The organism is Eubacterium ventriosum (genome assembly GCF_025150745.1).
Taxonomy (GTDB): domain Bacteria; phylum Bacillota; class Clostridia; order Lachnospirales; family Lachnospiraceae; genus Eubacterium_G; species Eubacterium_G ventriosum.
In genome coordinates, this window is sequence record NZ_CP102282.1 from 1,846,398 (window position 1) to 1,872,621 (window position 26,224).

Annotated in this window: 26 protein-coding genes; 25 read left to right on the forward strand and 1 reads right to left on the reverse strand. The window is 31.7% G+C overall.

Annotated elements, in window-relative coordinates:
- Window positions 1–28: 28 nt before the first annotated feature.
- Window positions 29–1,309, reverse strand: coding sequence for a nucleotidyltransferase (locus NQ558_RS08285; protein ID WP_005362757.1), 1,281 nt, complete (start codon window positions 1,307–1,309; stop codon window positions 29–31).
- Between the two features lie 142 nt (window positions 1,310–1,451).
- On the opposite strand from NQ558_RS08285, the gene pta reads away from it, so the two are divergent.
- The 25 genes from pta (at window position 1,452) to NQ558_RS08410 (ending at window position 26,018) form a co-directional block, all read left to right on the forward strand.
- Window positions 1,452–2,447: a phosphate acetyltransferase gene (gene pta, locus NQ558_RS08290; RefSeq protein ID WP_040447044.1), complete on the forward strand. Its 996-nt coding sequence runs from the start codon at window positions 1,452–1,454 to the stop codon at window positions 2,445–2,447.
- A gap of 38 nt (window positions 2,448–2,485) precedes the next feature.
- Window positions 2,486–3,682, forward strand: a complete 1,197-nt coding sequence (locus NQ558_RS08295) for an acetate kinase (protein WP_005362748.1) — start codon at window positions 2,486–2,488, stop codon at window positions 3,680–3,682.
- Window positions 3,683–3,747: 65 nt separating this feature from the next.
- Window positions 3,748–4,272, forward strand: coding sequence for a YceD family protein (locus tag NQ558_RS08300; protein ID WP_005362746.1), 525 nt, complete (start codon window positions 3,748–3,750; stop codon window positions 4,270–4,272).
- A 3-nt stretch (window positions 4,273–4,275) separates the two neighbouring features.
- Window positions 4,276–4,455, forward strand: a complete 180-nt coding sequence (gene rpmF / locus NQ558_RS08305; protein ID WP_040447042.1) for a 50S ribosomal protein L32 — start codon at window positions 4,276–4,278, stop codon at window positions 4,453–4,455.
- Between the two features lie 297 nt (window positions 4,456–4,752).
- Window positions 4,753–5,760 carry a phosphate acyltransferase PlsX gene (gene plsX, locus NQ558_RS08310; RefSeq protein WP_005362744.1) on the forward strand — a complete coding sequence of 336 codons (1,008 nt, stop codon included), beginning with the start codon at window positions 4,753–4,755 and terminating at the stop codon, window positions 5,758–5,760.
- A 2-nt stretch (window positions 5,761–5,762) separates the two neighbouring features.
- The gene (gene acpP / locus NQ558_RS08315; RefSeq protein ID WP_005362742.1) at window positions 5,763–5,990 is read left to right on the forward strand and encodes an acyl carrier protein; all 228 of its coding nucleotides are present in this window, start codon (window positions 5,763–5,765) and stop codon (window positions 5,988–5,990) included.
- 185 nt (window positions 5,991–6,175) lie between these two features.
- Window positions 6,176–6,865 (forward strand): ribonuclease III, encoded by a 690-nt coding sequence (rnc, locus tag NQ558_RS08320; protein WP_040447040.1) that lies wholly within the window; start codon window positions 6,176–6,178, stop codon window positions 6,863–6,865.
- Window position 6,866: 1 nt separating this feature from the next.
- On the forward strand, window positions 6,867–10,427 hold the full coding sequence (gene smc, locus NQ558_RS08325) for a chromosome segregation protein SMC (RefSeq protein ID WP_005362738.1): 3,561 nt from the start codon (window positions 6,867–6,869) through the stop codon (window positions 10,425–10,427).
- 51 nt (window positions 10,428–10,478) lie between these two features.
- Window positions 10,479–11,432, forward strand: a complete 954-nt coding sequence (gene ftsY, locus NQ558_RS08330) for a signal recognition particle-docking protein FtsY (protein ID WP_005362736.1) — start codon at window positions 10,479–10,481, stop codon at window positions 11,430–11,432.
- A gap of 33 nt (window positions 11,433–11,465) precedes the next feature.
- Window positions 11,466–12,686, forward strand: a complete 1,221-nt coding sequence (gene ilvA, locus NQ558_RS08335) for a threonine ammonia-lyase (protein WP_005362734.1) — start codon at window positions 11,466–11,468, stop codon at window positions 12,684–12,686.
- Window positions 12,687–12,776: 90 nt separating this feature from the next.
- A complete protein-coding gene (ylxM, locus tag NQ558_RS08340) occupies window positions 12,777–13,112 on the forward strand; it encodes a YlxM family DNA-binding protein (RefSeq protein ID WP_005362732.1) in 336 nt (111 codons plus the stop codon).
- A gap of 11 nt (window positions 13,113–13,123) precedes the next feature.
- On the forward strand, window positions 13,124–14,476 hold the full coding sequence (gene ffh, locus NQ558_RS08345; protein ID WP_040447108.1) for a signal recognition particle protein: 1,353 nt from the start codon (window positions 13,124–13,126) through the stop codon (window positions 14,474–14,476).
- Window positions 14,477–14,544: 68 nt separating this feature from the next.
- A complete protein-coding gene (rpsP, locus tag NQ558_RS08350; protein WP_005362727.1) occupies window positions 14,545–14,790 on the forward strand; it encodes a 30S ribosomal protein S16 in 246 nt (81 codons plus the stop codon).
- 18 nt (window positions 14,791–14,808) lie between these two features.
- On the forward strand, window positions 14,809–15,036 hold the full coding sequence (locus tag NQ558_RS08355; RefSeq protein ID WP_005362725.1) for a KH domain-containing protein: 228 nt from the start codon (window positions 14,809–14,811) through the stop codon (window positions 15,034–15,036).
- Window positions 15,037–15,131: 95 nt separating this feature from the next.
- Entirely contained in the window at window positions 15,132–15,641 is a 510-nt protein-coding gene (gene rimM / locus NQ558_RS08360; RefSeq protein ID WP_005362724.1) for a ribosome maturation factor RimM, read from the forward strand.
- Window positions 15,641–16,369 carry a tRNA (guanosine(37)-N1)-methyltransferase TrmD gene (gene trmD / locus NQ558_RS08365; RefSeq protein WP_005362722.1) on the forward strand — a complete coding sequence of 243 codons (729 nt, stop codon included), beginning with the start codon at window positions 15,641–15,643 and terminating at the stop codon, window positions 16,367–16,369. Before rimM ends, trmD begins: the two co-directional genes overlap by 1 nt.
- Before the next feature lie 134 nt (window positions 16,370–16,503).
- Complete coding sequence (rplS, locus tag NQ558_RS08370) at window positions 16,504–16,848, forward strand: 50S ribosomal protein L19 (protein ID WP_005362719.1); 345 nt, start codon at window positions 16,504–16,506, stop codon at window positions 16,846–16,848.
- 371 nt (window positions 16,849–17,219) lie between these two features.
- Entirely contained in the window at window positions 17,220–18,497 is a 1,278-nt protein-coding gene (locus NQ558_RS08375; RefSeq protein ID WP_040447038.1) for an ABC transporter permease, read from the forward strand.
- Between the two features lie 10 nt (window positions 18,498–18,507).
- Window positions 18,508–19,146 (forward strand): ABC transporter ATP-binding protein, encoded by a 639-nt coding sequence (locus NQ558_RS08380; RefSeq protein ID WP_005362713.1) that lies wholly within the window; start codon window positions 18,508–18,510, stop codon window positions 19,144–19,146.
- A gap of 11 nt (window positions 19,147–19,157) precedes the next feature.
- Window positions 19,158–20,534 (forward strand): ABC transporter permease, encoded by a 1,377-nt coding sequence (locus tag NQ558_RS08385; RefSeq protein WP_005362707.1) that lies wholly within the window; start codon window positions 19,158–19,160, stop codon window positions 20,532–20,534.
- Between the two features lie 144 nt (window positions 20,535–20,678).
- On the forward strand, window positions 20,679–21,269 hold the full coding sequence (locus tag NQ558_RS08390) for a hypothetical protein (RefSeq protein WP_005362702.1): 591 nt from the start codon (window positions 20,679–20,681) through the stop codon (window positions 21,267–21,269).
- A gap of 39 nt (window positions 21,270–21,308) precedes the next feature.
- Window positions 21,309–22,706 carry an MBOAT family O-acyltransferase gene (locus tag NQ558_RS08395; protein ID WP_005362700.1) on the forward strand — a complete coding sequence of 466 codons (1,398 nt, stop codon included), beginning with the start codon at window positions 21,309–21,311 and terminating at the stop codon, window positions 22,704–22,706.
- Window positions 22,707–22,717: 11 nt separating this feature from the next.
- The gene (locus NQ558_RS08400; RefSeq protein ID WP_005362698.1) at window positions 22,718–23,800 is read left to right on the forward strand and encodes a DHHW family protein; all 1,083 of its coding nucleotides are present in this window, start codon (window positions 22,718–22,720) and stop codon (window positions 23,798–23,800) included.
- Between the two features lie 488 nt (window positions 23,801–24,288).
- On the forward strand, window positions 24,289–25,164 hold the full coding sequence (ylqF, locus tag NQ558_RS08405; protein WP_005362697.1) for a ribosome biogenesis GTPase YlqF: 876 nt from the start codon (window positions 24,289–24,291) through the stop codon (window positions 25,162–25,164).
- A 98-nt stretch (window positions 25,165–25,262) separates the two neighbouring features.
- A complete protein-coding gene (locus NQ558_RS08410) occupies window positions 25,263–26,018 on the forward strand; it encodes a ribonuclease HII (RefSeq protein ID WP_005362695.1) in 756 nt (251 codons plus the stop codon).
- Window positions 26,019–26,224: the final 206 nt, after the last annotated feature.

Genomic DNA, 26,224 nt, shown 5'->3' on the forward strand with positions numbered 1-26,224 from the left:
AAAAAGAATATAAAAGATAAAGTGATAGTTATTTTATTATTATTTGTCGCTGAAATTCGGTTGGCAATGTTTCACTGGTTTTGTTCATATATATCATTCTGTATAGGTTGTCGGCTTTTAAGTTTATGTCTAACATTTTTCTCTGATTGTTATCAGCCTCTTTATAAAAGGTTGCAAATTTGCTTACCAGTGGTATTTTTGTGCTTTTGCTTATTTCTGATAAGACGCCGGTGTTTTTGTTAAAGCCCAGTATCATTGCATAGTTGACATAGTTGTTGCTTATGAATTCTTTTAGGCCGTCTGTTTTTATATCAAGAATTATATGTAGTAATGCTCTTGATATAGCTGAGTATGTGTAGTTCTTTGACTGCAGCATTGGCATAAAAGTTTCTATGTCTGTAAAATTGTATTTGTTGTTTGCTATTCTGTTTGATAAGTCCTGATTTATTCCTTCTATATGGTCTAATGTATCCATTGATAAAAGTTTGCTTCCCAGAACAGTTGAAAAGTCATTATATTCTATGGTTGTGTGGTTTTTTATAATGTTTAGGCAATTATCAGGCAGAAGACCTGAAATGTTGTCTTTGTTAGCCATGGCTGTTCGTATTCCTGTTGCAGAAGCAAGTTTTGTTCTTGTATCAAGAGAATGATAGCCAGCACCAAGTCTTTTAAGAGGCACAGGATTTATTTTGGAGTTAAATCGCATAAGTGCTTTTATATATTCTATTCCAAGAATATTGTTTGGTTGATTTATAAAAGTATTAATATCTAAATTGCTATTTGAAGTAATATCGGAAGGGTATTTTGCATATTTTTTAGAATTAATATCTAGACTATAATCTAAGTTGTATTTCTTAAAGTATTCATCTAACGCCTTTGCACGGGCTTTCGGAAATGAAATGCCTGTTTTTAAATTTATGGTAAGTAAATCTTTATATTCTTTTGGCTCATTTATTAATATTTCTGCAACTGTGTTTAAAAGGTCTATTGAATCTGTTTCACAACCAAAACATAGATAATCAACACAGTTAAGAGAATCTAATAATGCAATTGAAGCTGTTGCAAATAATTCAGCAGATGCAGTGGAGTAAACGACAGGTAGTTCGATTACCAAATCAGCTCCGTTTAGCATTGCCATTTCGCATCTTGAAGTTTTATTAATAATGGCAGGCATACCGCGTTGAACATAGTTTCCACTACAGACAATAACGGCGGCATCTGCATTACATACTTCCTTAGCCTTTGATATTAAATACTTATGTCCATTATGAAATGGATTAAATTCTGCTATAATTCCAACAATTTTCATATAATTTACCTCGTAGGAATTGATTCTATCATTATTGCACTAAACTTTCAATTGATTAGGGAACAAATAGGTGTTGTTTATTGAAAAATCTTATATTATAATAGTTATGATTGGTGAATATAAGGATTTAAGGAGAATAGAAATGGGTTTTATTGAGCAACTAAAGATCAAGGCAAAATCTAACAAGAAAACTATTGTGCTTCCTGAAGGAATGGATAGACGTACATATGAGGCAGCACAACAGATTGTTGAAGAAGATTTCGCAAACATTATTATTTTGGCCAGTCCCGAAGAGGCGGAGAAATATGGGAAAGGTTATGACATAGAAAATGTAACAATCATAGATCCTAAGGATTGTGTTAAGACTAAAGAATATGCTGAAGAGTTTTATATGCTTAGAAAGGCTAAGGGAATGACAGAAACTCAGGCTTATGCAATGCTCGTAAGCGATTATATGTATTTTGCATGTATGATGGTTAGAGCGGGAGATGCAGACGGCGTTGTTTCAGGTGCCTGTCACTCATCTGCCAATACACTTAGACCATCATTGCAGATTATTAAGACTAAGCCGGGAAGCAAGCTTGTTTCGGCTTTCTTTGTAATGTGTGTACAGAACAAAGAATTAGGCGCTGATGGGGTATTTGTTATGGGAGATTGTGGACTTAACCAGAATCCTAATCCGGTGCAGTTGGCAGATATAGCTGCAAGTAGTGCAGAGTCATTTGAATATTTGGTAGGGGAGAAGGCAAGAGTAGCAATGCTTTCACATTCAACACATGGAAGTGCAGCACATCCGGATGTAGACAAGGTTGTTGAAGCAACAAAGATTGCACAGAAGGAATATCCTCAGTTTTTGATTGACGGAGAACTTCAGACTGATGCTGCAGTTGTTCCAGAGGTGGCAGCACTTAAAGCACCGGACAGCCCGGTAGCAGGAAAGGCTAATGTACTTATTTTCCCTGATTTGGATGCAGGCAATATTGGTTACAAGTTAATTCAGAGACTTGGAAATGCAGAGGCATACGGTCCACTTTGCCAGGGAATTGCAAAGCCGGTTAATGACTTATCAAGAGGATGTAGTGCAAAAGATATTGTAGGTGTTGTGGCAATAACAGCAGTTCAGGCGCAGATTAATTAAAAAACATAAAATTATTAGCAGAAATTAGGAGTTTAGAAATGGAAGTTTTAGTAATAAATTGTGGAAGTTCATCATTAAAGTTTCAGTTGATTGATTCTGACAGCGAAAAAGTACTTGCAAAAGGTATTTGCGAAAGAATCGGAATTAAAGGCAGTGTAATAACATATCAGCCAACAGGTGGTGAAAAAGAACTAAGCAACATTGATATGCCAACGCATCATGAAGCTATTGATGCAGTTATCAAAGCACTTACAAATAAAGAAACAGGTGTTATTAATGATATGAGTGAAGTTAAAGCTGTTGGACACAGAGTTGTTCATGGTGGAGAATATTTCTCAAAGGCAACTTTAGTAGATGATGATGTTATTAAGAAGATTGAAGAATGCAATTATTTGGCACCACTTCATAATCCGGCTAACATTATTGGAATTAAGGCATGCATGAAGTTAATGTCTGACACACCTAATGTAGTTGTTTTTGATACAGCTTTCCATCAGACAATGCCTGAAAGTGCTTATTTATATGCAATTCCAAGAAAGTATTATGATGAAAATAAGATTAGAAGATATGGCTTCCACGGAACTTCTCACAGTTTTGTTTCAAAGAGAGTAGCCGAGATTATGAACAAGCCATACGATGAACTAAAGACTATTGTTTGTCATTTAGGAAATGGCGCAAGTATTTGCGCAGTTGATGGTGGCAAGTCTGTAGATACAAGTATGGGACTTACTCCACTTGCAGGTGTTATTATGGGAACACGTTCAGGTGATATTGATCCAAGTATTATTGAAGTTATTGCAAAACAGGATGGTCTTAGTATTGACCAGGTTATCAATATGTTGAATAAGGAATCAGGTGTTGCAGGACTTTCAGAAGTTTCAAGTGACTTTAGAGATATAACTCAGGCAATTGAAGATGGAAATGCAAAGGCTAAGTCAGCATTTGATGCTTATATCAGACAGGTTGTAAGATTTGTTGGAGCTTACATTGCAGTTATGAACGGTGTTGATGCCATTGCTTTTACAGCAGGTGTAGGAGAAAATAACAAGTTTGTAAGAGCTGCAGTAATGGAACATTTAGGATATATGGGAGTTAAAATCAATCATGAAGCTAATGATAGCAGAGGTGAAGAGGTAATGATTTCGACAGAAGATTCTAAGGTTAAAGTATTTGTTGTTCCTACAAATGAAGAACTTGCAATAGCAAGAGAGACAGTAGAAATAGTAAATAAATAAAAAGTATTTGACAAATAAGGCACTGATATGTATAATTGTTAAGGTGTCTTTGAAAAGAGGATATTATGATAATTGATTTACATGAGCTTTTACAGGAAGATAATGGCAATAGAAGCTATCATCTACAGTTGGAAGCAGACGTGTTTGAAACATCAACAGCTTCATATAAAATTAAGGATTATGACTTGCAACTTTCTTTTCATAATGAAGGAAAGAAACATATATCCTCCAGATGTGAAGGGTTTGTTGTTTTAGAGATACCTTGCGACAGATGTTTAGAGCCGGTAGATTACAAGATTGATATTGATTATTTCAAAGACTTGGATATGAATAAAACAGCAGAAGAGAAGATTGCTGAACTGGACGAAGATTATTATTTGGAAGGTACAAGCTTCGATACTGAAGTTTTAATTCATAACGAGGTTCTGGTTAATTTACCTATGAAAGTTCTTTGCCGTGAAAACTGCAAAGGAATTTGCAATAGATGCGGCGCTAATCTCAATTTGGGATCTTGTAAGTGCGATGACGCAGAACTCGATCCGAGAATGTCGAAAATATTAGATATTTTTAATCAGTTTAAGGAGGTGTAAACCATGTCTATCTGTCCAAAGAACAAATCTTCTAAAGGAAGAAGAGATAAGAGAAGAGCTAACTGGAAGATGTCAGCTCCAAACCTTGTTAAATGTAGCAAATGTGGAGAGTTAATGATGCCACATAGAGTATGCAAGGCATGCGGTAGCTACAACAAGAAAGAAATCGTTTCAGTTGACTAATTATTAAACGAAAGATTTCGTCAATAAGGAATTAATTATAAAAATAAGACTTTGTGAATTTTCACAGAGTCTTATTTTTGTTATACACAATGATCCACATAATTCCTTTTATACTTGTATAAGAAAGGAATTATGTGGCGAATGTATAATCACTGAGAAGTAGCGGAGCAAATTCGAAGTGTTATGCATGACGAAGTCATGTGTATAACAAATAAAGTTATACACAAAACCTCAAACCTTGATTTTGCACCGTTTTTTTAGTATAGTAATTCTATATGCGAAAAAAGGAGGCATTATATGTCAAAGACAATAGTTGCATTAGATTGTATGGGCGGAGATAACGCACCTTTTGAGATTGTAAAGGGCGCTGTTGAAGCTACAAATGAAAATAAAGATATATTAGTTAAACTTGTAGGTGTTGAAGAACAGATTAAGGAAGAATTGAGCAAGTATAAGTATAACAGTGATCAGTTAGAGATTGTTAATGCTACTGAAATTATTGAAACAGGAGAACCGCCTGTTGCAGCAATAAGAGAGAAAACAGATTCTTCGCTTGTAAAGTGCTTGTATATGGTTAAGAAAGGTGAAGCTGATGGAATGGTTTCAGCAGGAAGTACAGGAGCTAACCTTGTTGGTGGTCACGTTATCATAGGAAGACTTAAGGGTGTTCAAAGACCACCTCTTGCGCCGCTTATTCCAACTAAGAATGGAGCTGCACTTTTAATTGATTGTGGAGCTAATGTGGATTCAAGACCATCACATCTTGTACAGTTTGCGAAGATTGGTGCTACTTATATGGAGAATATTGTAGGAGTAAAGAATCCAAGAGTTGGACTTGTTAATATAGGTGCGGAAGAAGAAAAAGGAAATGCTCTTACAAAAGAAGCTTATCAGTTATTAAAAGAAACAAAAGGAATTAACTTTATCGGAAATGTTGAGGCAAGAGAGATTCCTGAAGGTGCTGCAGATGTTGTAGTTTGTGACGCTTTTGTAGGTAATGTTATTCTTAAACTTTACGAAGGTGTCGGCGGAGTACTTTTATCGAAGATTAAGGGAACTATTACTAATGGTATCAAGAATAAACTTGGAGCTTTACTTATAAAGAAGGATTTAAAGAAGACTTTAAAGACTTTCCAAATAGAAGAATACGGCGGAGCACCATTACTTGGACTTAAGGGATTGCTTGTTAAGACACACGGTAATTCAAAAGCTGTAGAAATAAAAAATTCTATTTTCCAGTGTGCAACTTTTAAGAAAATGGATTTAAATAACAAAATTAAAGAAAAATTAACAATGGAGGATTAATTATGGAATTTGAAAGATTAGCAAATGCAATTGCAGAGGTTTTGGATATTGATGCATCAAAGATTACACCGGATAGCAAGTTCGTTGAAGATTTGGGAGCAGACTCCCTTGACGTACTTGAAATCGTAATGGGAATCGAGAGTGAATTTGGAATTAAGATTCCAACAGAAGCTACAGAAAATATTGTAACAGCAGGAGATGCTTTTGAAGCTATAAAGAAAGAATTATAAAGACTAAAATTATTAAAGAATATAATTTTAGAAGAGATTATGAAAGCTAAAAGCCCTATTACCGGGGCTTTTGCTCTCTTATTGGAAATTGTTTAAAATTTTCCGTAAGAGAACAAAAGCAAAAGGGCATTATTAATAAAGTTTGATTCTTTTTTTTATAAAAGAATCAAGAGAAAGGAAAAAACGTGAATACTGATTACGAGAAATTAGAGAGTAATATAGGATATTGCTTTAAAGACAAAGATTTATTAATTAATGCACTAACGCATACATCTTATGCCAACGAGCATAAGCATAAGGGAATGAAGGATAATGAAAGACTGGAATTTCTTGGAGATGCGGTGTTAGAACTTTTATCAAGTGAATATTTGTACAAGAATATGAAAGATATGCCGGAAGGAAAAATGACAAAGCTTAGAGCAAGCCTTGTTTGTGAGCCTACTTTGGCAATGGATGCAAGAGAGATTGATTTGGAAGATTTTATTTATCTTGGAAAAGGTGAAGATGAAACTGGTGGTAGAAAGAGAGATTCCATAGTTTCGGATGCTTTTGAGGCACTTATCGGAGCCATATTCCTTGATGGTGGAATAGAGGAAGCAAAATATTTTATATTAAAGTTTGCTTTAAATGACATAGAGAAGAAGAAACTGTTTTATGATAGCAAAACTGTGTTACAGGAAAGAGTTAATTCTGTAAAGAACGGAAACCTTGTTTATGAAATAATTAAGGAATGGGGACCGGATCATAATAAGACATATGAAGCTGCTGCAAAGCTTAACGGCAAGATTATCGGTAAAGGTCAGGGACATACAAAGAAAGCGGCAGAACAGCAGGCAGCATTTGATGCCTTAAAAACTTTAGATAAGAGGAATTAGAATGTATTTAAAAAATATAGAGATACACGGATTTAAATCATTTGCAAATAAAATAAACTTCCAGTTTCACAACGGAATAACGGGCATTGTAGGTCCTAACGGTTCAGGAAAAAGTAATGTTGCAGATGCTGTAAGATGGGTTTTGGGAGAGCAGAAAACTAAACAACTTCGTAGTTCAAAGATGGAAGATGTTATTTTTGCAGGAACAGAAAACAGAAAACCTATGGGATATGCGTATGTGGCAATTACTTTTGATAATGCAGACCACAAGCTTAACATTGACTATGATGAAGTTACTGTTTCAAGACGTTTATTCCGTTCGGGCGAAAGCGAATACATGATTAACGGAACTCAGGTAAGGCTTAAGGATGTAAATGAGCTTTTCTACGATACAGGTATTGGGAAGGAAGGTTATTCAATTATCGGTCAGGGACAGATTGACAGAATCCTTAGTGGCAAGCCGGAAGAGAGAAGAGAACTGTTTGACGAAGCGGCAGGAATTGTAAAATTTAAGAGACGTAAAAATGATGCCATGAAAAAGTTAGACGACCAGAATCAGAATCTGGTTCGTGTTTCAGATATTTTGGGCGAATTGGAACGTCAGGTGGTTCCACTTGAAAAACAGTGCGAAAAAGCAAAGAAATATTTAGTTCTTAAAGAGGACTTAAGAGTAAATGACGTTAATATGTTTCTTATTGAAATTAATGAAATCAGAAACAGACTTTCCCAAATAGATGAAAAAATAAAAATTGCTTCATCAGATATGGAAAGCGCTAATGCAGAATTTGAAAAAATAAAAGCTGACTACACAAAGTTGGAGCAGATAATTGAAGAAATTAATGCTTCTATTGAAAATAAAAAAGCAACATTAAATGAAACAATAATTAATGTTGAAAAATTAGAAGGTCAGATTAATGTTATTAAGGAACAGATTAATTCTGCAAAAAATAACGAATCATATATTAATCAGAGAATACAGTCAATTACAGGGGAGATAGATACTCAGAGTAAAGAGTTGGCTAAGTCTGAAGAAGAAAAAAGAGAAAATGAAAAGTCTTTAAATGAAATTGTTGTAAATCAGACTGAAATAGGTGAAGAAATGGCTTCAGTAAACGAGGAGCATGTTGAACTTGAAAAAGAAATTGAAAGAAATAAGGCTGAAATCATTGAATTACTTAATGCAAAGTCTTTGATTAAGACTAAAATCCAGAGATGTGATACTTTACTTGAACAGATTAATATTAGAAAGTCTCAGCTTAATCAGAAACTGATTGAATTTCAGAGTCAGAAAGATTCTCAGGATACTATGATTGCTGAATTGGAAGAACAGTTAAAAGGTATTGAAGAAGAAATCAAGCAGGTAACTGAACAGTTAAGCGATTACAGACAACATTTGGCAGAACTTAGAACAAAAAATTCTGAAATAACTGCTGCTTTGGCAAAAAATCAGGAAAAATATCACAAGACTAAGTCTAATCTTGAAGCTTTAAAGAACATTACTGAAAGATATGAAGGATATGGAAACAGTATTAAGAAGGTAATGGAACTTAAAGATACAAAGAAAGGTATTATCGGTGTAGTTGCTGATATTATTAAAGTAGACAAGAAGTATGAAGTTGCCATTGAAACTGCTTTAGGTGGAAATATTCAGAATATTGTAACTGATACTGAAACAACAGCTAAGGACACAATTGAATATCTTAAAAAACATAGATTTGGTCGTGCAACATTTTTGCCTTTAAGCAGTATGAGCAACAAGACGAACTTTAATGCTCCGGATGCTTTGGAAGAAAAAGGTGTAATTGGTCTTGCCAGTGATTTGGTTGATATTAAGAAAGAATACGAAGGCGTGGCAAAATATTTACTTGGAAGAGTAATGGTTGTTGACACAGTTGATAATGCCATTTCCATTGAGCGTAAATACAGATATACAGTAAGAATTGTAACACTTGAAGGCGAATACCTTAATGTTGGTGGTTCGATTTCCGGTGGTGCATTTAAGAATAACAGCAATCTTTTGGGAAGACGTAGAGAGATTGATGAACTTGAAAAGTATATTTCTAAATTAAGAGAAGAAAAGAGTGCCTTAGACAAGGAATTACTTGATAACAGAAGTAATACAAGTGCTGTTAATGAAGAAATAAACAAGATTAATGCAGGACTTCAGGAACAGCAGATTATTAAAAATACTGTTGAAATTAATTTAAAACAGGCAAAAACCCAGAAAGACAATATTATTACACAGTGTCAGGGATTTACTCTTGAAAGTAACAATATTGCTTCTGAAATTCAGGATATTAACAAAAATAATAACAAGTTAAGTGATGAACTTAGTGATACGGAGGACAGAAATTCAGAACTTGAAAAACAGGTTGTTGAAAAAACTAAAAAACTTACTGAATTAAAAGAAGTTCTTAACAGCAAAAACGGAATACTTGAAGAGGTTAACATTGAAATAGCCAACTTAAAGCAGAAACACGAATTTATTGTTGAAAGAATAAATAAGTCAACAGAAATAATTGAAAATCTTAACAGAGAACTTCAGCAGATTAAAGTTAATTCTAACGAGAATAATGAAGAAATCAGTGCACGAGTGGACGCAATTGACCGCTTTGTAAAAGAAGTTGAGAAGAGCAGACAGGACATTGAAAGATTAAACAAAGAAATCGAAGAAGAAAAAGAAAAGAAAGAAAAGCAAAGTGCTGATCATAAAGACTTCTTTGAAAAACGTGAAAATCTTTCTAAGCATATTTCTGAACTTGATAAGGAAGTTTACAGATTAAATTCACAGAAAAAAGCTTTGGAAGAAAAGGCAGAAAATAAAGAAAGCTATATGTGGAATGAATATGAAATTACGTATAGAAAAGCTTTTGAATTGAAGAGTGATGATTTTAATGATAAGTCATCCATAAGAGAAAACATAGCAAGAATACGTCGAGAAATGAAGTCTCTTGGTGATGTTAACATTAATGCCATTGAAGAATTTAAGGAGATTAATGAAAGATATCAGTTTATGAAAGGGCAGCATGATGATCTTATGGAAGCAAGAGAAAATCTTCTTAAAATAATTGATGAACTTGAAGTGGGCATGAGAAAACAGTTTAAGGAGAAATTCGAAGAAATTAAGGTTGAATTTGATACTGTATTTAAAGAACTTTTCGGAGGTGGAAAAGGTACTATTGAACTTACGGAAGCCGATGATATTCTTGATGCAGGAATTAACATTATTTCCCAGCCACCAGGAAAGAAGCTTCAGAATATGATGCAGTTATCCGGTGGAGAAAAAGCCTTGACAGCCATAAGCTTGTTATTTGCAATTCAGAACCTTAAACCGTCACCGTTCTGTCTTTTAGACGAAATTGAAGCGGCACTTGATGGTTCAAACGTTGTAAGATTTGCAGAATACCTTCATAAGCTTACTAAGAACACACAGTTCATTGTTATTACACATAGACGTGGTACTATGAATTGTGCAGACAGACTTTATGGTATAACGATGCAGGAAAAAGGTATTTCAGCATTAGTTTCAGTTGATTTATTAGAAAATAGTTTAACCAAATAATTAAGCTGAAAACAAATTATGATTTTAAATTAATTAAAAAAGGAGACATAAATGGCTAATTTTTTTAAAAAGCTTGTCAGCGGATTAACCAAGACAAGAAATAATATTGTTTCTAATTTGAACTCAATATTTAACGGCTTTTCAAGTATTGATGATGATTTTTATGAAGAACTTGAAGAGATTCTTATAATGAGTGACATAGGCGTTAATACAACAGAAGAAATTCTTGATAACTTAAAAGAACAGGTTAAAGAGAACAAGATTAAAGAGCCTATTGAATGTAAGGAATTACTTATTAAGAACATTGAAGAACAGATGGACTTAGGAGAAAATGCTTACGACTTTGAAAATGAAAAATCAGTTATTCTTATGATTGGTGTAAATGGTGTTGGAAAAACAACATCAATTGGAAAACTTGCCAGTCAGTTTAAAAATAATGGAAAGAAAGTTGTACTTGCAGCAGCAGATACGTTTAGAGCAGCAGCGACTGACCAACTTAAAGAGTGGGCTAACAGAGCGAATGTTGATATTGTAATGGGAGCGGAAGGTTCTGATCCCGGTTCAGTATTGTATGATGCCATTAGTTCTGCAAAGAATAAAAACGCTGACATATTATTATGTGACACTGCAGGAAGACTTCACAATAAGAAAAATCTTATGGAAGAATTAAAAAAGTTAGACAGAATCATTGAAAAGGAATATAATGGCTGTCGAAGAGAGAATTTTATTGTCTTAGATGCAACAACAGGTCAGAATGCATTGGCTCAGGCAAGACAGTTTAAGGAATGTACAGATATTACAGGCGTAATCCTTACAAAAATGGACGGTTCAGCCAAAGGTGGTATTGCCATAGCAATCCAGTCAGAGCTTGGAATACCTGTTAAGTATATTGGTGTAGGTGAACAGATTGATGATTTACAGAAGTTTGATTCACATCAGTTTGTTGAAGCGTTATTTGAAGAAAATGGCGAAGACATAACAAGCAACATTGAATTGGGAGAGTAGATTCAGAAATAAAAAGCAAAAGGAAGTGGCATAATGGAAGAGAAACTTACTTTAAAGAAATTTGAGGAAGCTAGTGAAATAGTAAAAAAAGTAACATTAAATACAAATCTTATTTATAGTGATTATTTTAGTGAACAGACAGGAAATCAGGTTTATATAAAGCCTGAAAATATGCAGTTTACAGGAGCATACAAAGTTCGTGGCTCATATTACAAAATAAGCACTCTTTCGGATGAAGAAAGAGAAAGAGGTCTTATTACAGCATCAGCAGGAAACCATGCTCAGGGTGTTGCATATGCAGCAAAGATTTTTGGGGTAAAGGCTACAGTAGTAATGCCTACAGTTACTCCACTTATGAAAGTTAACAGAACAAAGAGCTATGGTGCAGATGTTATTTTATATGGTGATGTTTATGATGATGCATGTAATTATGCATTAAATCTTGCACAGAAAGAAGGATATACATTTATTCATCCTTTTGATGACCTTGATGTTGCGACAGGTCAGGGAACAATTGCAATGGAAATTTTTAAGGAACTTCCAACAGTTGATTATATTCTTGTACCAATCGGAGGTGGCGGACTTGCTACAGGTGTAAGTACACTTGCAAAGATGTTAAATCCAAGAATTAAGGTAATCGGTGTTGAACCTGAAAATGCAGCCTGCATGAAAGCTTCATTAAAAGCAGGAGAAGTTATAACACTTCCAAGTGCAAATACTATTGCTGATGGTACAGCAGTTAAGACTCCGGGAACAAAGATTTTCCCATACATAAAAGAAAACATTGATGATATTATTACAATCAAGGATGAAGAACTTATTGATGCATTTCTTGATATGGTTGAAAATCATAAACTTGTGGCAGAAAACTCAGGTTTACTTACAATTGCTGCATTAAAACATTTGAAATGCACAGATAAGAAGATTGTATCAATTATCAGTGGTGGTAATATGGATATTATTACAATGTCTTCTACATTACAGCATGGACTTATCCAGAGGGGCCGTGTATTTACAGTATCTGTTTTACTTCCTGATAAGCCAGGTGAACTCGTAAAGGTCGCAAACAAGATTGCAGAGCAGCAGGGTAACGTTATAAAGCTTGAACATAACCAGTTTGTATCAGTTAACAGAAATGCTGCAGTGGAATTGAAAGTGACTTTAGAGTGTTTTGGCCACAATCACAAAGAGCAGATTCTTAAGGCTTTAAATAAAGCAGGATATAATCCAAAGGAAATTGCTCCAAGTCTTTAAAAATAAAAAAGTTGAGGGTGTCAAGAAAAAATACTTGACACTCTATTTTTTTTAGTGTATTATACCAAAGGTAAGAGAAAAGGTGTGGCTATGAAAGATATTTTTAAAAGCTCTCTTTTATATGATTTTTACGGAGAGTTATTAACAGAACATCAAAAAGAAATATATGAAGATTTTATTCTTAACGATTTAAGTCTTGGTGAGATAGCACAGGACAGAGGAATTTCCAGGCAGGGAGTTCACGATTTAGTTAAGCGTTGCGACAAGATACTTAACGGATATGAAGAGAAGCTTCACTTAGTGGAAAGATTTACTAAGACTAAGGAAGATGTTGCTGAGATATGTAAGTTAGCTGACGAACCTGATAATCAGTGCAATGTCAACAGAATTAAACAGATTGCACAGCATATTTTAGAGAATTACTAGGAGGTATGGGCTTGGCATTTGAAAGCTTATCCGATAAATTACAGAATATATTTAAGAATCTTAGAGGAAAAGGACGCTTAACAGAAGAAGATGTTAAGGCAGCACTGAAAGAAGTAAAGATTGCACTTCTTGAAGCTGATGTTAACTTTAAGGTAGTAAAGGATTTCGTTAAGAAAGTTAACGAGAGAGCCGTTGGTCAGGATGTAATGAACAGTCTTACACCGGGACAGATGGTAATTAAGATAGTTAATGAAGAGTTAACTAATCTTATGGGGTCAGAAACTACTGAATTAAAGATTTTGCCTGATAACCAGATCACTGTCATTATGATGATGGGACTTCAGGGCGCAGGTAAGACAACCACAACAGCAAAGATTGCCGGAAAGCTTAAGGCTAAGGGCAAGAGACCTCTTCTTGTGGCATGTGATGTTTACAGACCGGCGGCTATTGAACAGTTAAAGATTAACGGTGAGAAACAGCAGGTTCCTGTATTCTCAATGGGAGACAAGCAGAAACCATTAAATATCGCAAAGGCTGCAATTGAACATGCAAAAAAGAATAACAACAATGTGGTTATTTTGGATACAGCAGGTCGTTTACATGTTGATGAAGATATGATGAACGAACTTGTGGAAATCAGAGATAACATTGAACTTACACAGACAGTTTTGGTTGTAGATGCCATGACAGGTCAGGATGCAGTAAATGTTGCAAAAGAATTTAATGAAAAAATAGGAATTGATGGTATTATCGTTACTAAGTTAGATGGTGATACAAGAGGTGGGGCGGCTTTATCAATTAAGGCTATCACAGGCAAACCTATTTTATATATAGGTATGGGTGAGAAACTTTCAGATTTGGAACAGTTTCATCCAGACAGAATGGCTTCAAGAATCCTTGGTATGGGTGATGTCCTTTCACTTATTGAAAAAGCAGAACAGTCAATTGACCAGGATAAAGCTAAGGAAATGGAACAGCGTTTAAAGAAGGCTCAGTTTACGTTTGATGATTATTTGGAATATATGGGTCAGATTAAGAACATGGGTGGCTTGTCTTCATTACTTAGTATGATGCCGGGAGTTGGTGGAAAGATTAACGACGATATGTTACCTGATGAAAAACAGTTAGGTAAGATTGAGGCAATTATTTATTCAATGACTAAGGAAGAAAGAAGCAATCCTGATGTTATTAATCCTTCACGTAAGCAGAGAATTGCCAAGGGTGCAGGAGTTGACATTAGTCAGGTAAACAAGCTTGTTAAACAGTTTGAACAGGCAAGAAAGATGATGAAAAGCATGCCCGGACTTATGGGTGGCAAAGGAAAGAAAAAAAGAGGCGGATTTAAGATGCCTTTTGGATTTTAGTGGGTTCATGAAAACAATGTTTTCTTGATTATATATTTATTATTTACAATTTACGGAGGTAAGAAAAAATGGCAGTAAAGATGAGATTAAAGAGAATGGGTAAAAAGAGAAATCCTATCTACAGAATCGTTGTTGCTGATTCAAGAGCACCAAGAGATGGTAGATTTATCGAAGAAGTAGGAACATATGATCCTAACCAGGACCCAAGTATATTCGATCTTAAAGAAGAATCTGTTAAGAAGTGGTTAGCTAATGGAGCTCAGCCAACAGAGACTGTTGGAAAACTTTTGAAAATCGCTGGCATTGAAAAATAGTGTTAGGAGGGCGAATTCATGAAAGAATTGGTTGAAACAATTGCAAAAGCACTTGTTGATTCTCCTGACGAAGTTGTTGTAACAGAAAGTGAAACAGAAAGAGAAATCGTTTTACAGTTACATGTTGCCCAGGAAGATATGGGAAAAGTAATTGGAAAGCAGGGAAGAATTGCAAAAGCAATCCGTTCTGTTGTTAAGGCAGCAGCTTCAAAATGCGATAAGAAAGTAAAAGTAGAAATTCAGTAACGGATATAAATCTGTTCAGTGGCGTAAGCTATTCGAATACAAGTGCAACAAGGCTGGTTAATCCAGCCTTGTTTATTATATGGAAGGAATATTGAATGGAAGAATTGTTCAGAGTGGGGGTAATCAGCAATACTCACGGAATTAGAGGCGAGGTTAAGGTTTATCCAACAACAGATAACGTAAGACGTTTTGACGATTTAAAAGAAGTAATACTTGATACAGGAAAGGAACAACTTAACCTTCATGTGACAAGCGTAAAATATTTCAAAAACATGGTTATTTTAAAATTTAAAGAATTTGATAATATTAATGACATTATCCCGTACAAGGGAATGGATTTACTTGTTACAAGAGAGAATGCAATTCCTTTGGAAGAGGGAGAATATTACATAGCTGACATTATAGGAAGCAAAGTAATAACAGATGAGGACAAAATATTAGGAACGCTTACAGATGTTTTGCAGACAGGCGCAAATGATGTATATGTTGTAAAAACAAAAGATGGAAAAGAAGTATTATTACCATCCATTGAAGAATGTATACTTGATAGAGATATAGAAAATAAAATTGTTAAAGTACATATAATGAAAGGACTTTTGGATTAATGAATTTTCACGTACTTACACTATTTCCGAAAATGATTGAGCAGGGCATAAATACAAGTATTACAGGTCGTGCCATTGAAAAAGGACTTATAAGTTTAAATGCAATAAATATAAGAGATTATGCAGGAAACAAGCATGGTCAGGTAGATGATTATCCTTATGGTGGTGGGGCAGGCATGGTTATGCAACCGGGACCTGTTTACAGAAGTTATGAATCAGTGACTGAAAAGATTGGATACAAGCCAAGGGTTATATATCTTACACCACAAGGTAAGGTTTTTAATCAGAGTATGGCAGAAGAATTTTCCGAGGAAGAAGATTTGGTATTTCTCTGTGGACATTATGAGGGAATAGATGAGAGAGTTCTTGAAATGATAGTTACAGACAATGTTTCTATCGGTGATTATGTTTTAACAGGTGGAGAATTACCTTCAATGGTTATGATAGATGCCATATCAAGACTGGTACCTGGTGTACTTAATAATGATGTGTCAGCAGAATTTGAATCTTTTAATGATAATCTGTTGGAATATCCACAGTATACCAGACCGGCAAGTTTTATGGAAAGGGAAGTTCCGCCTATATTGTTATCAGGAAATCATCCGAAAGTTGAGGAATGGCGCAGACAGCAGTCTATCCTTAGAACTATGGAAAGACGACCTGATTTAATGAAAAAGGCAGAATTAACAAAGCAGGACATTAAATTTATAAAAAGTCTTGATAAATAATAAAAGTTATGTTACTATAACAAATGCTGTAATAAGATTGGCTTTAGAATTATGCCAATTTTTAAGAAAATAAAAGATGGTCCTCTGTTACGGAATATTGTATTAAGAACATCGGAATAAATAAGGAGGCTATTATGCAGGAATTAATTAAGGAAATTGAAGCAGCTCAGATTAAAGAAGTTACAGATTTTAACGTAGGTGATACAATTAAGGTTCACGCTAAGATTGTAGAAGGAAACCGTGAAAGAATCCAGGTTTTTGAAGGTCTTGTAATTAAGAAACAGGGTGGAAGCAACAGAGCTACTTTTACAGTAAGAAAGCAGTCAAGTGGAATCGGCGTTGAAAGAACATGGCCATTATACTCACCATCAATCGCTAACATCGAAGTTGTTAGAAGAGGTAAAGTAAGAAGAGCTAAACTTAACTACATCAGAAACAGAGTAGGTAAAGCTGCTAAGGTTAAAGAATTAGTTAAATAATACTATGCAGAAAGCATTGGTATGCTTGATGTATACCTGAGTATAAAAGAAGCGGGTTTTCACTCGCTTCTTTTTTTGAACTGATTAAAAATGGTCAGTTCTTTTTTTATGCCAGAAATGGAATACATAGCTATCTTATTAAATTAAGGTGGCTAAATTAAAAGAAAGGAGGTGAGAATAAAAAAATTATTAAAAGCACCAACACATACTATGCCAATGCAATATAATAATGGAGTTACAATGGAACTTGTTAGTTATGGAGTGATTTCACAAGCCGGATGGAAAAATTGACAAAAACCTAAAAAAATAATATAATCACGTGGACTATTTACATTTTTAAACAAAAAATCTGAAGATAGGAGATTGATAAAATGCTAAAAAATGCTATAGCATATATTTTAAGAAAAAGAAATAGAACAATTATAGTATTTATTATTTTAACAGTAGTTCTCTCTTGTTTATATTCATGTATGAATATAACAAAATCAACAAATAATTTGGAAAAAAACTTATACAAGATTTCAAATACATCATTATCAATAACTAAAAATGATGGTGATACTTTTGAAACTAATCAGTTTAAAGAATTAGATAATATAAAAGAAATACAAGAAATTATCACTAATTATGATGGACTAGCTAGAACTACAAACATCAAAGTTGTAGATGGAACTCAATTAGTAGAACGAGATGATTTATCAGATGAGTTCAAAAATATGCTTTCAGTAGAAGCTACTAATAATAGTGAAAAGAATAATTTATTCAATAGTGGTATTTTTACTATTATAAAAGGCAGACATATTAATAATAATGATAGAGGAAAAATTCTTATTCATAAGGAACTTGCTGAAAAAAATAACCTAAAACTTAATGATAAAATCAAACTTCAATTAATTGATTTTAATAATAGTGAAAAGAAATCAGAATATGAGTTTGAGATAATTGGAATCTTTTCAGGTAAAAAACAAGAAAAATATACTGGCTTATCATCAGACTTTAGTGAAAATATGGTATTTATTGATTATGAATCAAGTCAAAAAGCATTAAATAAACCTGAAAATAACAAAATTGTTAATAAACTTGCAATATTTTCAGACAGTTCAGAAAATACAAAGGTAGCATTAAATAATATTAAAAAAATTAAAATTGATTGGTCAAAATTTAATGTTTCAAGTGATAACCATGTATTTGAAGAAACACTAGAGTCTATAGATGGAATAAAACATATTATTAAGATCATGACATATTCAATTATGATAGGTGGAATAACAGTTTTGTCATTAATATTAATACTATGGTTAAGAGAAAGAATATATGAAATAGGAATATTATTATCAATTGGTATAAGTAAAATAAAAATTGTAACTCAATTTATACTTGAATTATTATTTATATCACTACCCTCTTTTGTATTTTCATTGTTTATAGGAAATGTAATATTAAATATTATAGTCGGTGGATTTATGAATTCTGATGATTCAACAATAATGGTTGATAGCTTACTTAAAAACAATAATTTAATTTCAAATCTTATATCATTTCTACAAAGTTACGGAATATTAATTGGAATTATTGTTCTATCAGTTATTATTGCAAGTTTAATGATATTAATTAAAAAACCAAAAGAAATATTGTCAAAAATAAGTTAGGAGATTAAAAATGAATATATTAGAAATAAAAAATGTAACATATAATTATTCAAATTCAAATGAGAAAGTATTATCTTCAGTAAATCAAAAATTTGAAATTGGAAAATTTTATGCAATAATTGGAAAATCAGGGGCAGGAAAGTCAACATTACTTTCTCTATTAGCAGGTTTAGATAAACCAAAAAAAGGTCAAATCTTATTTAAAGGAAATGATATAGAGAAAGATGGCTATAGTAATCATAGAAAAAATAACATATCGTTAGTTTTTCAAAACTATAATTTAATTGATTATTTAACACCAATAGAAAATGTTAGATTAGTAAATAAAAAAGCATCTGAAACAATCTTATTTGAATTAGGGCTTGATAAAAGTCAAATAAATAGAAATGTAATGAAGTTATCAGGAGGACAACAACAAAGAGTGGCGATTGCAAGAGCATTAGTTTCAGAAGCCCCAATAATTTTAGCAGATGAACCTACTGGAAATCTTGATGTTGATACTGCTGGTGAAATAATTGAAATACTTAAAAAGTTAGCCAAAGAAAGAAATAAGTGTGTAATCGTAGTAACACATAGTAAAGAAGTAGCAAATTCTGCTGACATTATTTTAGAATTAAGAGATAGAAAACTTAAGAAAATAAATAATTAGGAGGTACAATAATGATAAAAAATGCATTTGCGTATGTAACTAGAAAAAGCCTAAAATCAATAATTATATTGTTAGTTATAACAGCTATGTCAACGCTTTGTCTTATTAGTTTATCGATTAAAGATGCTACCAACAGAGCTTCAAAAGAAACTTTTGGAAATATAACAAATAGTTTCTCTATGGAAATAAACCGAAGAGTTAATTTTGGAACACCAAGAGGTGGTGGCAATATAAAAGGACAAGATATTAAAAAAATTGCTGAATCCAAGGACATTGATTCATATGTAAAAAGAATTAATAGTGTTGCCGATTTAGTAGATAATGATATAATAGAAACTCAAAAAACACTTTCAGGACAATCACCGGAAAGAGCAAAAAACTTTAAAAGAACTGTTATGTTAACGGGAGTTAATGATTCATCAAAAGAAAATAAGTTTATCTCAGGAGCTTACAAATTATCTAGTGGGGAACACTTAAATGAAAATGATAAAAACAAGATTTTAATGCATAAAGATTTAGCAGAAAAAAACAATTTAAAAATTGGAGATAAAATAAAAATAAAATCTAATTTATTTGATGCCGATAATGAAAAAGGAGCAAATGAAATAGTAGAAGTTGAAATAAAAGGCCTTTTTGATGGTCATAATGAAGGTGGCGTTACTGCAGCCCAAGAACTTTACGAAAATACTTTGATAACTGATTTAGATACGGCTGCAAAAGTATATGGAAATACAGAGGATACTGCAGTATATCAAGATGCAACATTTTTTGTAAAAGGTGATAAAAATTTAGATAAGGTTATTAAAAATATTGAAAAACTCGATATAGATTGGAAACAATATAATTTGATTAAAAGTTCAAATAATTACCCAGCACTACAACAGTCTATATCAGGTATATATAAAATAGCTGATAAATTATTTGCAGGATCATTATTATTTGCATGTGTTACAGTTTCATTACTATTATTTTTATGGATGAATGCTAGAAAAAAAGAAATTGCAATTTTACTTTCATTAGGAATTTCAAAAGCCAAAATATTCGGACAATTTGTTATTGAACTAGTATTTGTATCAATTCCGGCATTTATAGGATCATACTTTCTAGCTGTTTATACAGCAAGTATGATTGGAAATAACATATTAAGTAAAGTCACTGGTACTATAGCAAAACAAATTGCTAAACAGTCAGCATCTAGCCAACTTGGAGGTGGAGCTGAAGTAGATGGATTTAATAAAACACTAACAAGTTTAGAAATTAATATATCTCCAAAATTAATGATATATGTGGTTTTATTTATGTCAATAGCTCTTATAATTTCTTTACTAGTATCTTCGTTAAGAAATTTAAAGAAAAGTCCAAAAGAATTGTTGATTGACACAAAATAGCAATAAATATTTATAATTTATAAAAGTAAATTAGAAATGGTTTACTTTTTAAATAATTAAAATTTAATTTCTGTAAAAAGTAATAATTTTTCTACAGATTCCAGTAAATGTATGATAGAATTTAAATAATAGGAGGAAAAAGAAATGAAAAAACAAAATATTTTTATAATAGGGTTGATATTATTAGCAGTTATCTCATTTATAATATTCATACTAGTATCAGGTAGTGGTAACAAAGGTAATGGTAACAAAGGTAGTGGTAACAAAGGTAATGGTAACAAAGGTAATGTTGAGACACCAATAGACGTTAATGACATTATTAATACTATAAATAAAAATAACAAAAATGTTTTACCCGAACTTGAAACTTTGAAAGTAGATATAAAGAATATTGATGAAGTTACTAGTTATACCGGATTAAAAACAAATGATGGAATCGAATCAATTGTTGTATCAGAACCATTGATAACATCACAAGCTTATTCAGTTGCTATTGTTAAGGTTAAAGACAATGCTGATGTAGAAAAAATTAAACAAGAGATGTTAGATAATATTGATATGAGACGTTGGATTTGTGTTTCTGCAGAACAATTATATATCACAAATAGTGGTAATGTAATATTTTCTGTAATGGCTGATAAAGATATTGCTAAAGCAGTATATAATGATTTTAAGAAATATGTAAATAATAATATTGGAAAAGAATTAGAAAAATCAAATGACGAAGAAAAATAATGAAGAACCTTTTAAGGTGCCTTTTTAAAGGAGGATAAGATGTTATTTAATAGTATTAGTTTTTTATATTATTTTTTACCAGTATTAATAATTATATATTTTATAACACCTAAAAAATATAAAAATATTATTTTATTAATTGCATCTTTATTATTTTATCTTTACGGAGAACCTAAATATGTTTTTTTAATGATTGCAGAAATTATTATTGCTTATATAGGTGCTATTTTAATTGATAAATATAAAAATCAAAGTAAAAATATATTAATAACAACTTTAACTATACATATATTTTTATTAATAATATTTAAATATACTGATTTTATTATACAATCAATTAATGATATATCTAATGCTAATATTAAATTATTAAATATTGCATTACCAATAGGAATATCATTTTATACATTTCAAATTATAAGTTATCTTATTGATGTATATAATGGTAAAGTTAAAGTTCAAAAAAACATTATAAATTTAGCAACTTATGTGTCTTTATTTCCACAGTTAATCGCAGGACCTATTGTTAGATATCAGACAGTAGAAAAAGAATTGGATGATAGAGTACATAGTTTTAAAAATTTTGCATATGGTATTAGAAGATTTTCTATTGGACTTGCTAAAAAAGTATTAATAGCTAATGCTTTGGGAGAACTTTGCACTAAAGCTTTTGCTCTAAATGAAACAACCGTAATATTTTATTGGATATTTGGTATAAGTTATATGCTACAGTTGTATTTTGATTTTTCAGCTTATAGTGATATGGCTATTGGTCTTGGAAGAATATTTGGATTTAATTTCCCTGAAAACTTTAATTACCCATATATATCAAAAAGTATAACTGAGTTTTGGAGAAGATGGCACATCTCTCTTAGTACATGGTTCAAAGATTATGTTTATATTCCACTTGGAGGCAATAGAGATGGTAAATATAAACAAATAAGAAATATTTTAATAGTATGGTTATTAACCGGAATATGGCATGGTGCTAATTGGACTTTTTTAATATGGGGATTATTGTTTGGAATTCTTCTTATAATAGAAAAAATATTTCTTAATAAATTTATGGAAAAATTACCTTCTTTTATAAGAAGAATATATGTATTATTTATTGTTATGATACTATTTGTTATATTTAATTCTGACAATATGTCAGTGGCTTTGATTAATATTAAAGGGTTATTTGGCATGAATGGAGAAGTTTTTATTAATGATTATACACTTCATTATTTAAAGAGTTATTTACCAATATTAATTATTGCTTTATTTGGGGCTACTCCTTTTATTAAAACATTAATAGTTAAATTAAGAAAAAATAAATATCTAAATAACATAATTAATATTTTAGAACCAATTTTAATAGTTATAATATTATTTGTTGTTACTTCTTATCTGATAGACAATTCATATAATCCATTTTTATATTTTAGATTTTAAGGAGGTTATATATGAACGATAAAATTAAAGATATAGTTGTAACTTTAGTATTTCTTTTTATTATAATTTCATTATTTTTGATTAATGTTATAAAAAAAGATACTGATATTTCTATAGCAGAGAGAAGAGAACTTGCTGCCATGCCAGAATTAACTACTAAAAGCTTGTTTGATGGTACATATTTTAAGAAATTTGATTCCTATGTTACGGATCAATTTATCAAAAGAGATACTTTTAGAAAAATTAAAATAGATATGGAATTATCTACTAAAGGTGAATATAACAATTTATATATGTATGATGATTATATTGTTGAAGAAATATTTCCTTTAAATACTAATTCTATTAATAATTTAACAAATAAGATTAATTATATAAAAAATACATATTTGAATAATAATAGGAATATATATTATACTATTATTCCTGATAAAAATTACTTTGTTAATAAAGGTAATTTAAAACTTGATTATAATAAATTACAAGATATGATGAAAAATAATTTAACAAATCTTAATTATATAAATATATTTGATAAATTAACACTCAATAATTATTATAAGACTGACACCCATTGGAAACAAGAAGATTTATTTAATGTCGCAAACACTATTGCTAATCAAATGAATTTTGAGATAACTGATAATAATGTTGAAAATACAGTTACAACTTTTAAGGGTAGTTATGCTGGTAGACTATCAGTAACTAAAGATATTGATACTATAAAAACTATATCTAATCCATCTATTGATAATAGTAGTGTGTATAATTATGAAACTAAAAAATATACAAAAATATATGATTATGATAAACTAAAATCATTAGATAAATATGATATATATTTATCAGGAGCATCTTCTATTATAGATATTGTTAATCCTACTTCAAATAGTAATAAAGAATTAATTGTTTTTCGTGATTCTTATGGCAGTAGTTTAGTTCCTCTATTAATAGATGGTTATAGGAAGATTACTGTTATTGATATTAGATATGTTTCTTCAAGGATTCTGAATAATTATATAAAATTTGATAATCAAGATGTTATTTTTATGTATAGTATATTAACTATAAATAATAGTTTTTCTATGAGATAAGGAATCTGTTAATTAGATTCCTTTTTTCTCTTGTTAACTAATAAATAAACAATCTATAACTCTTTTTTATAAATTTTTCCGAAAACGGAAATTTTGACTGAATTAAATTAAAAGTTCCTGTTTTAAAAGAAAATGCAATTTCATAAGAAAGTTCCCGCAAATACATTTATCAATACTTGTTTAGATGTATATGAATCTAATGACTTTAGTGGTCTATTTAAAAGTGTTTGATTAACATTTTTTAAATTTTGTTTTTTATAAGTCTCTATTGTTTAACTTTAGGAAAAAAATAATCTTAATTGTTATAGCAAAAAAAAGTTTTTTATTATTGCAGTACTTATATCAAAACCAAGCAATGTAATAAACATTATATACAAGAAAAAGAATTGGCAGAAAGGTATCTGAAAAAACAAAATGATGTGGTATAATATAGAGGAAAAACGCTTGATTTTATTAAAAAAAATTTAGTGTGAAAGGAGTAGATTTATATGAACAATTTAGAAAACCAAGGGGGGGTTAATAAAAGTGTTATCAACTGGTATCCTGGTCATATGACGAAAGCTGTTCGTCAGATGAAAGAAGATATAAAATTAATAGATTTGGTAATAGAATTACTTGATGCAAGAATACCTTTAAGCAGTAGAAATCCCGATATAGATGATTTGGGAAAAAATAAGGCAAGACTTGTTCTTTTGAATAAATCGGATTTGGCTGATGAAACAGACAACAATAAGTGGATTCAGTATTTTAAAGATAAAGGAATTATTGCTTTAAAGATTAATTCAAAAAATAAACAGGGAATTAAAGAAATTAATAATGCAGTTCAGATTGCCTGCAAGGAAAAAATCGAAAGAGACAAAAAAAGAGGTATCATTAACCGCCCTGTAAGAGCAATGGTAGTTGGAATCCCTAATGTTGGTAAATCCACATTTATTAATGCTTACGCAGGACGTGCTGCTGCAAAGACAGGAAACAAGCCGGGAGTTACAAAAGGAAAGCAGTGGATTAAATTAAATAAAAATTTGGAATTACTGGATACACCGGGAATCCTTTGGCCTAAGTTTGATAATCAGACAATTGGAATGCATTTGGCTTTTATAGGTTCAATTAATGACAACATTTTGGACGTTACGGAATTGGCATATCAGCTTGTAAAATTACTTGCAACAACATATCCTAAGGTAGTAGTTGAACGTTACAAAATCGAAGGACATGAAGATCCGTTACAGGTTATGTATCAGGTAGCTGAGGTAAGAGGTTGTAAGCTTAAAGGCAATCAGCCTGACCTTGAAAAAACAAGCAAAATAATAATGGATGATTTCCGAGCAGGAAAACTTGGAAGAATCACATTGGACAAGCTATAAAATACAAAGTCTGATAATTAAATGATTATTATATAAAGATGACATTATTGTTTAATTCAGATAGATAATTTTGATTTAAATCGAAAGCGAAAATTAAAATGGAAAGTATAAACAACATAAAAGACATATTCAATAATACACCTGAGAACAAACTGCAGATGTTTATTGAACAATACAAAGATGATAGCCATCAGGGAGTTGCAAATCTTGTGAAAAGAGCTGCAAAAAAGATTGATGATTATAATAAAGAAATTGAAAGAACATATAAATTAAGCGAATTTGAAAGAAAATACTCAGATTACGAATTTATATGTGGAATAGACGAAGTAGGCCGTGGACCATTGGCAGGACCTGTTGTCGCAGGGGCTGTAATATTACCAAAAAATTGTGACATATTATACATTAATGACTCAAAGAAGCTTTCAGCCAAGAAAAGAGAAGAGTTATATGAAGTGATAATGGAGAAAGCAGTCTGCGCAAAAACAGCAGTTGTAAGTCCTAAAGTAATAGACGAAATAAACATACTTCAGGCAACTTATGAAGCAATGCGTCAGGCAATATCAATGTTAGAGCCACAGCCAACATTGCTTCTAAATGATGCAGTAAACATCCCCGGAGTACCAATGAAACAGGTATCCATAATAAAAGGCGATGCAAAAAGTATCTCAATAGGTGCAGCAAGCATCATTGCGAAAGTAACAAGAGATGCAATGATGGTGGAATACGACAAAATATATCCTGAATATGATTTTGCATCAAACAAAGGATATGGTTCAGCTAAACATATAGAAGCTTTGAAGAAATACGGACCATGTCCAATTCATAGAAAATCGTTTATTCATAACTTTATTTAGTTGTGTATCGGTTGGTTCCTTGTGAGCAGTTATATAATCCTCGAAAGCACGCTCCCGCTGCCTTCAGCTCGTAGCGGTACTAAGAAGCTATGGCAGCTTCGCTCCCCTACCTTCTAAGGACCGACGGCTTCAGAGCACTTTCTTAGGATGATATAACTGCTCACAAGGATAAGCGACAGGGGAAAAAAGATTATGAATGACTGACA